A 13,695-nucleotide genomic window follows, 5' to 3' on the forward strand; every position below is an offset into this window, starting at 1 on the left:
CCCGCAACAGCGCGAACAATCCTTCGAGGTTTCCCATGAGCCGCATTCTTGCGGCGGTCACGTCTGGCCGCTTCTCCCCTGATTTGTCGAATATGGGCGGGGGCATGACGCCGGGCCGCATCCGGATCGAGATCCTTGCGGGCCTCACGGTTGCGCTGGCTCTGGTGCCAGAAGCCGTCGCGTTCGCCTTTGTTGCGGGTGTCCACCCGCTCGTGGGCCTTTACGCAGCCTTCCTCGTTGGCCTCATCACAGCTGTGATCGGCGGACGGCCGGGCATGATCTCGGGCGCGACGGGAGCGTTGGCGGTTGTCATGGTCAGCCTCGTGGCGGTGCACGGCGTGGAATATCTGTTTGCCACGGTGATCTTGATGGGCCTGATCCAGATCTTCGTGGGCATCATGCGCTGGGGTAAGTTTATCCGACTTGTGCCGCATCCAGTGATGCTTGGCTTTGTCAACGGCCTCGCCATCGTGATTTTTCTGGCACAACTCACGCAATTCCAGGTCCCGGGCACGGCGGAAGTCTCGGGCCATGGCATGGCGGGCGGCGAATGGCTCAGCGGTGGACCTTTGGCGTGGATGCTGGGCCTTGTAGCGCTGACCATGGCGATCATCTGGCTGCTGCCGAAAGTAACGAGCATCGTTCCGGCCCCGCTGGCGGGAATAGGCATCACGGCTGCGATCGTGCTGATCTTCAACATCGACGTGCCGCGCGTGGGTGATATGGCGGAAATCGCGGGTGGTTTCCCGCAATTCCACATCCCCTTCAGCGCCGCGATGGACAAGGGGCCGGGCATCTATGGCGATTTGCTGGCACCGTTCACGTTGCAGACCCTTTGGATCATCCTGCCTTACGCCCTGATCCTCGCGGCCATCGGTCTGATCGAGAGCCTTCTAACCCTGAACCTTGTCGGTGAGATCACCGGCGAGAAGGGCGGCGCGTCGCAAGAATGCGTGGCCCAAGGTGTGGCCAACACCGTCACCGGCTTTTTCGGCGGCATGGGCGGCTGCGCGATGATCGGCCAGTCGATGATCAACGTGAAATCCGGCGCACGCACCCGCATTGCAGGCATCGCAGCCGCGCTTTTCCTTCTGTCGTTCATCCTGTTCGCGGCCCCGCTGATTGAGCAGATCCCGCTGGCCGCTCTGGTCGGTGTCATGTTCATGGTGGTGATCGGCACCTTTGCCTGGAACAGCCTGAAAATCCTGTTCAAGGTGCCGCGCACGGACGCTATCGTCATCATTCTCGTGACGGTTGTGACGGTCGCCACGGACCTCGCCACGGCTGTTGTGGTGGGCGTCATCGTCTCCGCACTGGCTTACAGCTGGCAGAACGCCAAACGCATCCATGCCATCACGCGGGAAAGCGCGACCGAGAAGGGCGCGAAAGTCTATGAAATCCAAGGCCCGTTGTTCTTCGGTTCGTCTGACGGCTTCATGGAACTCTTCGAGGTGGAAAACGACCCCGACACCGTGATCGTGGACTTCAACAACAGCCGTGTTGCGGACCAATCGGCCTTGCAGGCGATCGAAGCGATTGCCCTGAAATACGAGGCTGCAGGCAAGCGGATCATGCTGCGCCATCTCACGCGGGATTGCCATAAGCTGCTGTCGAAGGCCGGGCACCTTGTGGTCGATAGCGACGATGATCCGGACTATGAGATCGCCACTGATTACTCGGTGCGCACAGGGATTTTGGGCGGGCACTGATCCCGCCTCACGTCGCAGCGGACGCGGGTGCTAGTCACCAAGCGCCAGAAGCTCCGCTGGGGTGCCCTCGGAGATCGTTTTCCAATGGGTGGCGATGCGAGCGGCTGGCCAATTCCACCAGGCCAGATCAACCAGGGCCGTGGTCTCATCCGGGGTGAAGCGGGGTCGGATTGTCGCCCGGTTGCCAGTAACAAGCGAATAGGGTGGCACGGTCCCGCCAACAACGGCCCCGGCCCCGATGATGGTGCCCGGCCCAATCTGCGCACCCGGCAGGATCATGGCGCGAGTTCCGATCCAGACATCGGCCCCGATCCGCGTATCGCGCGTGTCGGGTTGATAACCGACACGAGCCTCAGCATCGAAAATCGGAAACGGAAAACTCGAAACACCTTTGGTTTCGTGGTTTGCGCCCGCCGTGATGATACGCGCGCCATCGGCGATCTGACAAAACGGGCCGATTTCGACGAGGCCTGCGCTGAACGGGAAATGGTAGGGTAGAAGCGCGGTCAGGATATCTGTGGGCTGATCGAGCGCGCTGAACGTACTCGCATAGGTGTAGGGGCCGATACGCAGATTGTCCGGCAGGTCCAGCGCACCCAGTTGCACGGTGCCGGTCAGCGGGGTGCCGTCGTCCAGCCGTACGGGGTGCACATCCTGTGGGTCCGGAAGCGGGGTCATTCGCCCGGACGCGCCAGCGAGAACTTTTCGCGAATTACAGAGTAATCCTTGTAACCTAGGCGCGTGAGCGGGTTGTAGGTAGTCACATCGAATATGCCGTCCACCAGGCAATCGTCGCGCAAATGGACCCCCACAACTTCGCCGAAGACCGCGAAGTTGGCCTCCCCTTCCAGTTTCAGGATTTGTGTCACGCGGCATTCCAGGCTGGCTGGCGCATTGGCCACGCGGGAACAGGCGATCTCTGCGCAATCGGCGCGTTCGATCCCGGCATCCGTGAATTCGTCCGTCTCCTTCGGCCACATGCCGGAGGTCTGGTTCATCACGTCGCGCGCGGCATATTCCACGATATTCACGCAGAACACGCCCGTGTCCCGGATATTGGCGACGCTGTCCTTTGTATCGCCGCGATCCTCCTTGGCGGAGGTTGAGGCGAACATCACCTGTGGCGGCACGTAAGCGACTGCGTTGAAGAACGAATAGGGCGCAAGGTTTTCCGAGCCGTCTGATCCGCGCGTTGAAATCCAGCCAATCGGGCGGGGAGAGACAACGGCATTGAACGGATTATGCGGCAGGCCGTGACCATCGGCAGGGCGGTAGTACATGCGTGTATTCCTCTTGGTTTGGCAAAGACCTAGCCCCGTGCTACGCCGCTGACCAGAGGCGGCGATGGGCAGATGTATCGGATTATTCAGGAAAGTGCCGATGATAGCGCTGAGGTAGAGGCGCTTTACGACACCTGCTTTGCGCCGGGGCGTGAGGCTTTGTCGTCTTACCGTCTGCGTGACGGCGTGCCGCCGGTCGCCAACCTTTGCCGTGTCGCGCGTGATGATCTGGATATCGTGGCCGGTGCGATCCGATTCTGGCCCGTGCGCGTGGGCCGGTTTGAGGCGCTTTTACTAGGGCCCATCGCGGTCCACCCCACGCGGCAAGGCGAAGGCTTGGGTGCGTTGTTGATCCGCGAAGGGCTCGCGGCGGCTGCGACCGATCATTGGCGGCGCACGATGCTGGTGGGGGATGCGCCGTTTTACGCACGGTTCGGATTTGCCAAGTTGGATGGGGTGATGATGCCGCTGCCGACCAACCCCGACCGTGTTCTGGGCCGCGGTGATTGGGACCGTATCACGGGTCAGGTCACACGGTGGGGCGGCTAGACTTTTGCGCGCGCGCAACAGGTTGCACGCTTTGTGAACCGCCCGCTTGATCCAAGGCGCGGCCCGCGCCATCACAGGCGTCATGTGGCGTGTTGTGACCCTCATTCTGCTGACCGTTGTGATTGGTCCACGCCCCGTGCACGCGCAGGAATTCATCGCCGTTCCTGACATCATCTCAGATGATGCGTTCTACCGGCTTGTGGCCTGTGGCGCCGCGCCGGGCGGGGACTGCGCGAAGCCGTTCATCTACTGGCCGGAAGATCGCCGCTTGGCGCTGCGCGTGGGGATTGCTGCGACGGGCGAGAGCTTTGCCGATTACCGGTATGATTTGGTCGATGCAGCGATTGATGCAGCGATTGACGAGATCAACGGCGCAGGTGCGCATCTGTTTCTGGAGCGGGTTTACGAGGGCGATATGGACATCCCGATCTTCCTCGTTGATGCCCCGCAAGGCGGCGTGATTGAAGGCACCGGGCTCAGCGAGTTGGACGGTTCCTCTATTGCCATCGGGCGCGTCGCCATCCGTTCCCGCGGCGAAGACATCGTTGCCGCCTCCATCGCGATCAGTCACGATATTCGGCGGCGTGAGATTGCCTCCGTCATTCTTGAGGAACTCGTGCAATCGCTTGGCCTTGTCACCGACATCGCCTCACCCGCCTATGAACGCTCCATTTTTGCTGAGAACGGCAATTCCATGACCCGCTTGCAGGGTCAGGATGCAGCGGCCCTCAGACGCCATTACCCGCGCCCGGGCGTTCCGGTGCGGGGGTCCGAATGAAAGGCTGAGAACATGATCGCTGACAAGCAGGTGCGGGATTACATCCGCACGATCCCCGATTTTCCCCATGAGGGCATTCTGTTCCGCGATGTGACGACGCTGTTCCAGGACCCGCGCGGGTTCCGGTTGGCGGTGGATCAGCTTTTGTCCCCCTTCGTGGGCCAGCATATCGACGCGGTCGCTGGGCTAGAGGCACGCGGGTTCATTCTGGGTGGTGCCGTGGCGCATCAGCTTTCCAAGGGCTTCGTGCCGGTCCGCAAGAAGGGTAAGCTGCCCGCCGCCACGATCGAACAGGCCTACCAGCTGGAATATGGCGAGGCGGTGGTCGAGATCCACGATGATGCCGTCTCGGCAGGGGACAAGGTCCTGATCGTGGACGACCTTCTGGCCACTGGCGGCACGGCGGAGGCCGGGATCAAACTGATCGAGCGACTGGGGGCCGAGGTTTTGGGATGCGCCTTCGTGGTCGATCTGCCCGATCTGGGCGGTCGCAAACGGTTGGAGCAGATGGGCGTGCCCGTTCACGCGATCTGCGCCTATGAGGGGCTGTAGCCGTAGCCGTGCACTTTTTTGGTAAGGTGACTGCGGCGTTAACCCTGCATTAACCAAGGGCTTTTATCCCTTTCGACATCCACAGTGTTGTTTGTGGACTTCTCTGCTTGTCGTACCCAGACGCTGCACGTTCCGACCCCAATCCGGGACGTGCAGCACTTGCAGGGCTTCCCACCGGATTGTCATTTCCGCCGCGCCCGGATACGCCTTTGTCCGAAGCGGGCGTGATGGAATTGGTAGACATATCGGACTTAAAATCCGTGGGCCTTTGTGCCGTGTGGGTTCGAGTCCCACCGCCCGCACCATTTCTCAAGATATTCCCTCAGTGCGCTATCAAAGCCTTGGAGAGTATGGACTTTTTGGGAGTTCAAGTTTCTGCAATTCGACCATAGGCGTTCACCGCGATCCGGCGCGAAAAGCATCGGAGGTTAGGAAAGCTCGGGAAGAATCGAAGCGCCGCTGTAATCCGCTTGATGCCGATACCGCTTTTTTCAGAATTTCAGACGTCGAAAAATCATCCAGGGAAGATGACGCAAGACCGGGGCGATCACAGCCCAATAACCTGGCAGAAAACGCGTTCCAAAGTCCTGAGATGCGTGGTCGAGTATGCGTGCTGCCGCATGCTCCGGTTCGATTGCCGGCAAGATAGACTTGTGTCCGTGCAGTTGTTGCGTGCGAATATATCCCATCTGGTAGAATTGAACCGCGACTGGCTGAGCGCTCAAATCATGCCTCAGGCTTTCGAAGTAACTGCTGAGGGCTCGTTTCGCGGCTGCGTATGCCACATTTCGGCTGCGTCCGCGGATTGTCGCAATCGACCCAAAGCCGACGATGCGAGCATCCCGGCCATCGGACAACAAAGGAAGGACTGTTTGGATAGTTGCTACAACGCATTTGTAGTTCACTGACCAGATCACTTCGGTTGTATCTGTGTCTGTGAGGATTTCATCATCGGACTTGGACAATCCAATAGGCAGGTACAACTCCGTCGGGGGGGCACCTGAGTGCAAAGCGTCGCGCAGAGCGTTCTGCATGGCTTCGATGTTCGTTGCGTCGGCGCTGACGGTTCGCACCGACACCCCGTAGTTAAGTTGCAGATGCGCGCCGAGCGAGTTCAAATCCCTGAGGTCACTCGCAAACAAGATCAGGTCGCTTCCCCTTTTGGCAAGCGCTTCGCTTAGGGCACGACCCAAGCCTGCAGATGCTCCAATAACAATCGCGGTCACAGAGCAAGTCTTTCTGAAAGCTCAGATCGAAAGACGCGATCCGGGTCAAAGTCTTTCAGACGTTGTCGGAAAACCCCGATGTCCGGACAACTGTCTTCAACAACTTTTGCCGAAAGGCGTCCGTCTTTGATCAGATTGGGGCGTCCTCCTATCGTGAGCATAAGTCGGTCAAGATCCGCGAGCGCCCTGCTGGAATTGGGGCTGCGCGGCAGATTGATGGCCAAGCTGATCCCCTTGCCCGAGTAGCGAAGCAGTGAAACATCGTCATCGAAAACCTTTGCGGACGCCAATGCGATCGCTAAACGATTATTGCGCACCGCCCCTTCAAGATGGGCAATTACGGCGTCCAGATTTTCCTTCGGGAAGAGCCACTGGGCTTCGTGAAAACCACGCATTCCGAAAAGTGCGAAGTACCGTTCCGAGCCGTGGATTGGGAAAACCGCATCATAATGGGGGATAAGGGGGCTGTCGTCGGCGCGACGCGTCTTTGCCCGATAGATCTTGGCAAGAAGTGCGGTCGTTCGATACCCCACCAACCCTCGTACTGGCCACCGCGACACTATGCTGGATCGATTTTCGCGCCCAATCGGCTTGCCATCACCCCCCTTGTCGTTCGGCACAATGCGCCCCCAGTGCACAATCCCGGCGCCAAAGCCGTCCCCCGGGCGGGACATGTCGTGCCAGCTGTAAGCGAAATCACTCGTCTTTTGAACATGTTCAAGTTGTTCAATGGTTTGGAAAAAGGTCTCACACTCTTTGCTCGACCGTTCGACCATATCAGCATTAAGAGGCTCTGTACGAAGCCGTACGGTCATGATGTGACCGGTCAATCCAAAACCACCACAGGTCAGCTCAAACAAATCCGGCAGTTTGTCGCGCGCCAAGTCGAGCAGGCCGTGTGATGGGTGGAACAAGGAAAGCCCAACAACCTGCCGCACGAATGTGCCATCTCGCACGTGGTTCTTACCATGCACATCCGCAGCAACACAGCCGCCGACCGTTATCGCCCCATAGCCCGGATGGCAGGGTAAATGCCGACCGCGCGGCGCCAAGAAACGGTACAATGTGCCAAGATCGATCCCGGCTTCGACCTCGACCTCTCCGGTTTCACTGTCGAAATCCAAAACCCGATTGAAGGCGCCATGCGAGATCGTGTTGCCGCCACTTAGGAATGATGCAGCGCAATAGGACAGACCGGCACCACGGGCGATCCGTGGTGTGGCAGCTTTGGTGTCGTCAAAGAACCGAATGCGGTCCGGTGCATACAGGTGAACGTCCGCGCTTTCGCCCCCATCGAAGCTTTTCAGCGTTTCTCGGGCGGCTCGAAAAGAACCGATGCTTGGCGGCTCTGGTCTGTCCTTGGTCTCAGCCATGTCGCGCTTCGGGCAGAACGCTCAACCGTTGATGGATCGTCGCATTCGGTCGCCCGAGCGTGTTTTTGTAGCTTCGGGCGAGATAGAGGGCGATGAACATCAAGCAGAACCCGACATAGGCGCTAAAGAGCATGAAGGCACACAGAAACCACCAAGCGCTGCCGGTTACGATCCCTGCGGCTCCGCAAGCAAACAAAAGCACAAGCCAAAACGGAAACGTGTAGATCGGTAGCCGCAGGGGAAGCGTGGTGGTTGTCAAGATGCCTGCGATCGCAAACACCATCATCCCTGAGAAGTTGTAGTTGGTTTCACCGGCTATTCGGTGATGACGCGTATATTCGACTCCCTTTCTACGGAAGCCTACCCGCGCGATGTTCGAGCGAATGAACGGAAAAGAGTTCGTTTCGTTGATGATGGCGTCCCGAACCTCACGGCAAAACAACGAAAACTCTGCCATCAGGAGGATAGAGTCTTCGTCTGCCAGCGCCCGCACCACCCGATAAAAACCGCGCCGCATGAAAAGCAAAAGCTCACTTTCAGGACGGCTTTTTCGGATCCCGTAGACGATGTCATACCCTTCATTGTACTGCTCGACGAAGTCTTTCAGCATTTCCGGTGGATCTTCGCAATCCACGTCGATGAACGCGTAGACGTCGCTTTCAATGGTGACGAGACCGCATTGCAGGGACTTTTGATACCCAACATTTGCGCTTAGTCGCAGTAGGAAAATGTTGTCGTGATCTGCACGAAGTGCCTGAATGACATCGTACGTCGCGTCGGTCGAACAATTGTCCAGAAAGACCAGATGCACCTCGAACTGCGCGGACAGATCTTTGATGACAGGTGCGATGCGACCCCAAAACAAGGGGACAACGTTTTCCTCGTTATAGACGGGGCACAGGATGGAAAGCCGTGGCTTACCCTCGGTGTTGCGGGTTGGGGTCGACAACTTAGCCCTCATATCTCAACTGCTGCCGTCCGCACGATGCACAACTGCGAAAGACGTAAGTGTGTTGTACTAGACCATGAAGAGCGTGCAAAGCACTCCACGGTCACGACCCATCAGCCTGCGGCCAGATTTGAGTCCGTGTCACGGTGATCCATGCGCCAGGAAGGCCGATGATCAATTGCGTCAACCCATGGAAAACGGAGATCGCGATCGCCTCATGCCCCGCAACTCCGACGAGGGCAAGACCCGTTACCATCGCGCCTTCCCTCAATCCCCACCCGGCAAACGAGAAGGGCAGAATTGAGACGAACAAGATCATCGGAATCAGGATTACGGCAATAGGCGGAAGGTGAATGTTCAGCGCAGAGGACGCCAGAAAGATGCTCAGGGCGATGAGACCCTGTACCGTGGCACTCGACACGACAATGTAGACTGTGGTGGGCCAGTTCAGCGCCAGACTGTTTGATGTCACTGCGGTGGCCTGTAGGGCCGGCCAATTTGTCCATCGCGCGTCGGACCGAGCGATCCACGGAAAAAGAAACAGCACAATGCTTGCGCAAACGATGACGGCTGCAACAAGAATACCGGTCAGCCACACGCTGCCCGCGACTGCGTCGGGCCGTATCGTGATGAAGAATAGCCATCCAAACACTGCGAGGCAAAGTAGGACCGACACGCCTACCAAACGATCCATGACGACACTGAGTGTCGCCGTCTTGAACGGCAATCCGTGCCCGCGAACCAAAACGCCGATTTTGATCGCGTCCCCGCCGACCGAGGTTGGGAGGCATTGGTTGAAGAACTGACCAACACACATCAGTCGAAGGCACACAGATCGATGCAATTGGATGTTCAGGGCGTCATTAACGAGGCTCCACCGGATCGCTGTCAGAAGCAATTGCGCCAACATAAGTGCGATAGACAATGCGGCCATGACGGGATTGGCATTAACGAAAAGGGCCCAAACCTCGGCGACATCGATATCGACGAGGACGATGACCAATGTCAGCACAACGAGCGAGAGACCAATTCGAAGCATGGTCTTGGATGCATTGCGAAAGCTCATATCAGAGCCAAACGGTAAAAAACGGCCTGAATACACGCCGCGGGAAACCCGTGAGAACCAGCGCGTCTACTCATGGAGTTTGCGCCGGTTCAATGCAGCTTCGCACATCAAGATTGCCCAAGGTCATCGTGGGCTCGCACGTCGCGAGATACTCGTCCAAAATTGTGACACCGCTGGAGATCGAACTCTGGTTGTTCTCATCGTTTTCAAAGGCCGGTTGGATCAGAACAACGGCGCGACCGTTGGTAGAAATGTACTCTCCCAACTCGGCGATTATTTCGGTTTGAACCTCGCGCGTCGTTTGAATTCCGGGCTCCAGATGGCCCCAACGGGTCAATGGCAAACGATTGAGCATGAAGTAGAATGTCAAATCTGCCGCAAAGATACGGTCGTGTCGATCAGTTGCTACAAAGAGCCGCTCGTCAGGGGCCAAAAAACCATCGAGGTCTGCCATATGTGCTTGTCTGTCGCGCCAAAAGTCGGCGCGGCCGACGCGCAGGCAGCTCATCGGGCTCTGACCGATGTCTTGTGGTGAGCATTCTGTCGCGAGAGTGTTGTGATCGCCAAGGCGGTTGAAAGCGTAGTTGGTCCACAAAAGTGCAGAAAGCAGACAGATGGACAACGGCAACATCCGCCACTTTGCGCGTTCAAGGATCGGCGTCAGCATCAGAAGAAGCGCGGCCCAGGCAAATATATTTGCTGGGAGCAGATGTGGCTCGTCCGTGCGCACAAAACCCGAAGGGTAGAGCGCTGCACAGAAGAAAAGAAGCCACAGCAGGCGCGTCTGGAAAGCCGCCGATGTTCGATCCGGTCGCACCAAACCAGACAGGTATACGATAGCTCCAAGTACCGAGGCGAACGCAGGCACGTAAAAGGGGACCAGCAGATCTTGATTTTGGGAAAACGTTGGGATCGGTAAATTCCGGTGCGTTGCGTAGACAGGAATCTGCTCCGATATCAGGAAGTCGACCGTCGCCCGTAGCGATCCACCAGTGGCAGCTTCATACGCGAGAAGCAAAGCGCCTGACAAAAGGCACGCCAAGATCAATCGGCTTGATGCCCGCGCAGCGTTGGACAGAGACAGCTCGCCGGTGTTCTGCAAGTGAAACGGCATTGCGAAGAAAAGCATTAGAACAATCACAAAGCCACGCATCGGAGACAGAAGAACCAACAAGCTTATGAAAATTGTCAGGCCAGCAACGACTTGCGCGGTGTTTGCGTTTTGAAACCGGGCTACCACAAAAACGAACGCAGCTCCGAAAAGGGCCAACAAGTAGGAAGGGTAAAGGGGGAAAGAGAGCTCAGAAAAAGCGTAGGCCCCCAAAAGTAGGAAAAACACGGATACAGCATACGACGTCGCGGAACCCGGCCGTATCAAGGCGGCGCCAAGGCACAGGAGGGTAATGCAAACAGTCGCGGCGTAGTACATCCTTAGGGCGAAAAGGTTGCCATCGAATACGGATAATAATCCGGCAGCGACGAAGGGCTGTAACGGGCCGTAAACGCTAAAGAAGTCAGTCCCCGGGAACATCCCGTTCTGAACCTGCAAGGCCGACATTAGTACAACCGCTTCATCGTATATGCCGACCCGAGCGGATTGGAACAAAACCACCAACACGCACATGAGAACGACCACCGCGCCCCAAGCCCTGCCGTACACTTTGACGTGCATGTTTCGTCCTCGATTCCCGCGTGGTCGCAGCCTAGCTAAAGGCTCCGTTAGGGCCTGTCTACTAACTCCATTTTTTCGAAGTGTTGGGCGATTGCCTCCACTAGCGGACCACGATACACCAACGCCAGCGGGCCATGCTGCTTGATGATTTTGGGCCAACCGCGATCTGAAGGAGTCAATGTGAAAGCTGTGATCTTAGCGGGAGGTTTGGGAACGCGGATCAGCGAAGAATCCCATCTGAAACCGAAGCCGATGATTGAAATCGGTGGCCTTCCGATGCTCTGGCACATCATGAAAATCTACGGCCAGCACGGTATTACAGACTTCATCATTTGTTGCGGCTACAAGGGTTACGTAATCAAGGAGTACTTCGCGAATTACTTCTTGCATCGTTCTAACGTCACCTTCGATCTGGCGAACAATCAAATGGAGGTGCACGAGCGTTATGCTGAGCCATGGCGTGTTACCCTCGTCGACACCGGCCATGACACGCAAACGGGCGGTCGCCTGAAAAGGGTCCGCGAATACCTCGATGGGCCCTTTTGCTTGACCTACGGCGACGGCGTGAGCGACGTCGATGTCACCGCAGCCATCGCGCAGCATAAGGCCTCTGGTGCGACGGCGACCGTGACGGCCATTCAACCGGCAGGCCGCTTCGGCGCGCTTGAGATCGCGGATGCTCGCGTGCAGCGTTTCACAGAAAAGCCCGATGGAGATGGTCGTTGGATCAACGGAGGGTACTTCGTGTGCGAGATGGGCATCTTCGATTACATCGAAGATGATCAAACGGTTCTGGAAGAAGCTCCGCTGGAACGCCTCGCGGAAGAAAAGCAGTTGGCGGTTTGGACCCATAAAGGTTTCTGGGCCGCGATGGATACGTTGAGAGACAAGCGCCAGCTGGAGCAGCTTTGGTCTGAAGGAAAGGCGCCGTGGAAGACCTGGACATGACCGCGTTTTGGCGCGGAAAACGTGTTCTGGTCACCGGCCACACCGGGTTCAAGGGCAGTTGGTTGTCGCTGTGGCTCAGCAGTGTGGGTGCCGAGGTTTTTGGCCTCGCTCTCGCCCCCGATACGGAGCCAGCTCTTTTCGAGCAATTCGGACTTGCCGATAACCTGGACCACGCTCTCATTGATATCCGCGATCAAGACGCTGTTGATAAGCGCGTTCGATCAGTTTCGCCCGACATCATCCTCCATCTCGCGGCCCAACCCCTTGTGTTGCAGTCCTATGAAGATCCGTTGGCAACTTGGCAGACGAACGTGATGGGATCGTGCCATGTAATGGAAGCTGCCCGTCATCTTTCCGGCCTGTGCGCGCTGGTGATGATTACAACTGACAAAGTGTATGAGAACCGGGAGTGGTGCTACCCGTACCGCGAGGTAGATCCGTTGGGGGGACATGATCCCTATAGTGCCAGCAAGGCAGCCATGGAGATTGCGGTGGCCTCATGGCGCAGGTCATTTCTGACGGAAGACGGATCGTTACGTATGGCCTCGGCCCGGGCGGGTAACGTCATAGGAGGCGGGGACTGGGCCAGTGATCGCATCGTTCCGGATTTGGTCAGAGCGCTCGAAGAAGGTCGTGCGTTGGAGGTTCGAAACCCTAAGGCGACGCGACCCTGGCAACATGTCTTGGAACCGCTCGCTGGCTACCTTCGTCTGGCGCAATACCTTTATGAAAGTGGTGCCCCGGCCTATCAAAGCAGCTTTAATTTCGGTCCCGAGGCTCGGGATGTTCGGCCCGTCCACGACCTCGTTGAGGCAGCCTCGGTGCATTGGCCCGGGACTTGGACGGACACCTCCGACCCGACCCAACGCCACGAGGCGCAATCCCTCAGCCTGAGCATTGAAAAGGCCCGTGGGACAATTGGATACCACCCTCGCACAGGCTTTGAGGAGGCAGTCGAACTGACGATGCGTTGGTACCGCGACGTGGCGGACGGGGCAGATGCAAAGACGACCAGCTTGGCCCAGATCGAGGCGTTTGGTTCACCATGAAAATCCTCCCCCTGTCGATCGAAGGTGCCTTTGAGGTTAGACTGGATCGGCTAGGCGATCGGCGCGGTTATTTTGGTCGCGTGTATTGCGAAGACACCTTCGCAGCCCACCGCCTCAATACACGATGGGTACAGGCGAACATTTCCTACACTCAGGCGAAGGGGACCGTCCGGGGCCTTCATTTCCAGCGCCCGCCCGCCGCAGAGGTCAAGATGGTCCGCGCGATACGTGGCCGCGCCCACGATGTTCTTGTCGATCTGAGGGCAGGGTCATCCACGTTCGGCCAGTGCTGTACCGTCGATCTTGATGCGGACGCCAAGAACGCCGTCTATATACCAACCGGGTGCGCGCACGGCTTTCAGACTCTTTGCGATGACGTAGAGCTGCATTACAGCCACTCTCACGTTTATGCGCCCGAATACGAAGGCGGCGTTCATCCGCAAGATACCGCGCTCCGACACCAATGGCCGCTTCCGGTCGTCCAACTGTCGGACCGCGATCAAGCACTTCCACTTTTGGCCGATTGTGAACCGATCCAATGACG

Annotated in this window: 14 protein-coding genes and 1 tRNA gene; 8 read left to right on the plus strand and 7 right to left on the minus strand. The window is 57.8% G+C overall.

Annotated features, from left to right (window positions below; genetic code table 11):
• Positions 1-92 precede the first annotated feature (92 nt).
• Positions 93-1,709 (plus strand): SulP family inorganic anion transporter, encoded by a 1,617-nt coding sequence (locus V8J81_RS03005; protein WP_368477588.1) that lies wholly within the window; start codon positions 93-95, stop codon positions 1,707-1,709.
• Between the two features lie 30 nt (positions 1,710-1,739).
• Here V8J81_RS03005 and V8J81_RS03010 read toward each other — a convergent pair whose 3' ends face one another.
• Together V8J81_RS03010 and V8J81_RS03015 are read right to left on the minus strand one after the other, a co-directional pair.
• Positions 1,740-2,387 (minus strand): CatB-related O-acetyltransferase, encoded by a 648-nt coding sequence (locus V8J81_RS03010; RefSeq protein WP_368474271.1) that lies wholly within the window; start codon positions 2,385-2,387, stop codon positions 1,740-1,742.
• Positions 2,384-2,989 (minus strand): flavin reductase family protein, encoded by a 606-nt coding sequence (locus V8J81_RS03015; protein WP_368474272.1) that lies wholly within the window; start codon positions 2,987-2,989, stop codon positions 2,384-2,386. The genes V8J81_RS03010 and V8J81_RS03015 overlap by 4 nt, the downstream gene beginning before the upstream one ends.
• A gap of 72 nt (positions 2,990-3,061) precedes the next feature.
• Here V8J81_RS03015 and V8J81_RS03020 point away from each other — a divergent pair, with 72 nt between their 5' ends.
• From V8J81_RS03020 to V8J81_RS03035, 4 genes are all read left to right on the plus strand, one after another.
• A complete protein-coding gene (locus tag V8J81_RS03020) occupies positions 3,062-3,538 on the plus strand; it encodes a GNAT family N-acetyltransferase (protein WP_368474273.1) in 477 nt (158 codons plus the stop codon).
• Positions 3,539-3,620: 82 nt separating this feature from the next.
• The gene (locus tag V8J81_RS03025) at positions 3,621-4,316 is read left to right on the plus strand and encodes a DUF2927 domain-containing protein (RefSeq protein WP_368474274.1); all 696 of its coding nucleotides are present in this window, start codon (positions 3,621-3,623) and stop codon (positions 4,314-4,316) included.
• A 15-nt stretch (positions 4,317-4,331) separates the two neighbouring features.
• Positions 4,332-4,868, plus strand: a complete 537-nt coding sequence (locus V8J81_RS03030; protein WP_368477589.1) for an adenine phosphoribosyltransferase — start codon at positions 4,332-4,334, stop codon at positions 4,866-4,868.
• 218 nt (positions 4,869-5,086) lie between these two features.
• A tRNA-Leu gene (locus V8J81_RS03035) sits at positions 5,087-5,173 on the plus strand.
• Positions 5,174-5,359: 186 nt separating this feature from the next.
• On the opposite strand, the gene V8J81_RS03040 is transcribed toward V8J81_RS03035, so the two are convergent.
• The 5 genes from V8J81_RS03040 to V8J81_RS03060 all read right to left on the minus strand — a co-directional run bounded on the left by V8J81_RS03040 (position 5,360) and on the right by V8J81_RS03060 (position 11,154).
• Positions 5,360-6,094 carry an SDR family NAD(P)-dependent oxidoreductase gene (locus tag V8J81_RS03040; RefSeq protein ID WP_368474275.1) on the minus strand — a complete coding sequence of 245 codons (735 nt, stop codon included), beginning with the start codon at positions 6,092-6,094 and terminating at the stop codon, positions 5,360-5,362.
• On the minus strand, positions 6,091-7,467 hold the full coding sequence (locus V8J81_RS03045; RefSeq protein ID WP_368474276.1) for an FAD-binding oxidoreductase: 1,377 nt from the start codon (positions 7,465-7,467) through the stop codon (positions 6,091-6,093). Before V8J81_RS03045 ends, V8J81_RS03040 begins: the two co-directional genes overlap by 4 nt.
• The gene (locus tag V8J81_RS03050) at positions 7,460-8,416 is read right to left on the minus strand and encodes a glycosyltransferase family 2 protein (RefSeq protein WP_368474277.1); all 957 of its coding nucleotides are present in this window, start codon (positions 8,414-8,416) and stop codon (positions 7,460-7,462) included. The genes V8J81_RS03045 and V8J81_RS03050 overlap by 8 nt, the downstream gene beginning before the upstream one ends.
• 103 nt (positions 8,417-8,519) lie before the next feature.
• Positions 8,520-9,455 carry a lysylphosphatidylglycerol synthase transmembrane domain-containing protein gene (locus V8J81_RS03055; protein ID WP_368474278.1) on the minus strand — a complete coding sequence of 312 codons (936 nt, stop codon included), beginning with the start codon at positions 9,453-9,455 and terminating at the stop codon, positions 8,520-8,522.
• A gap of 97 nt (positions 9,456-9,552) precedes the next feature.
• Complete coding sequence (locus V8J81_RS03060; RefSeq protein WP_368474279.1) at positions 9,553-11,154, minus strand: hypothetical protein; 1,602 nt, start codon at positions 11,152-11,154, stop codon at positions 9,553-9,555.
• A 180-nt stretch (positions 11,155-11,334) separates the two neighbouring features.
• Here V8J81_RS03060 and rfbF point away from each other — a divergent pair, with 180 nt between their 5' ends.
• From rfbF to V8J81_RS03075, 3 genes are read left to right on the plus strand one after another with little or no spacing between them, the layout of a single operon-like run.
• Entirely contained in the window at positions 11,335-12,102 is a 768-nt protein-coding gene (gene rfbF / locus V8J81_RS03065) for a glucose-1-phosphate cytidylyltransferase (protein ID WP_368474280.1), read from the plus strand.
• On the plus strand, positions 12,084-13,151 hold the full coding sequence (gene rfbG, locus V8J81_RS03070; protein WP_368474281.1) for a CDP-glucose 4,6-dehydratase: 1,068 nt from the start codon (positions 12,084-12,086) through the stop codon (positions 13,149-13,151). Before rfbF ends, rfbG begins: the two co-directional genes overlap by 19 nt.
• Positions 13,148-13,693, plus strand: a complete 546-nt coding sequence (locus V8J81_RS03075; protein ID WP_368474282.1) for a dTDP-4-dehydrorhamnose 3,5-epimerase family protein — start codon at positions 13,148-13,150, stop codon at positions 13,691-13,693. The genes rfbG and V8J81_RS03075 overlap by 4 nt, the downstream gene beginning before the upstream one ends.
• The last annotated feature ends 2 nt before the right edge of the window (positions 13,694-13,695 follow it).

Origin of the sequence: Gymnodinialimonas sp. 202GB13-11, assembly GCF_040932485.1 — a bacterium.
Classification (GTDB): domain Bacteria; phylum Pseudomonadota; class Alphaproteobacteria; order Rhodobacterales; family Rhodobacteraceae; genus Gymnodinialimonas; species Gymnodinialimonas hymeniacidonis.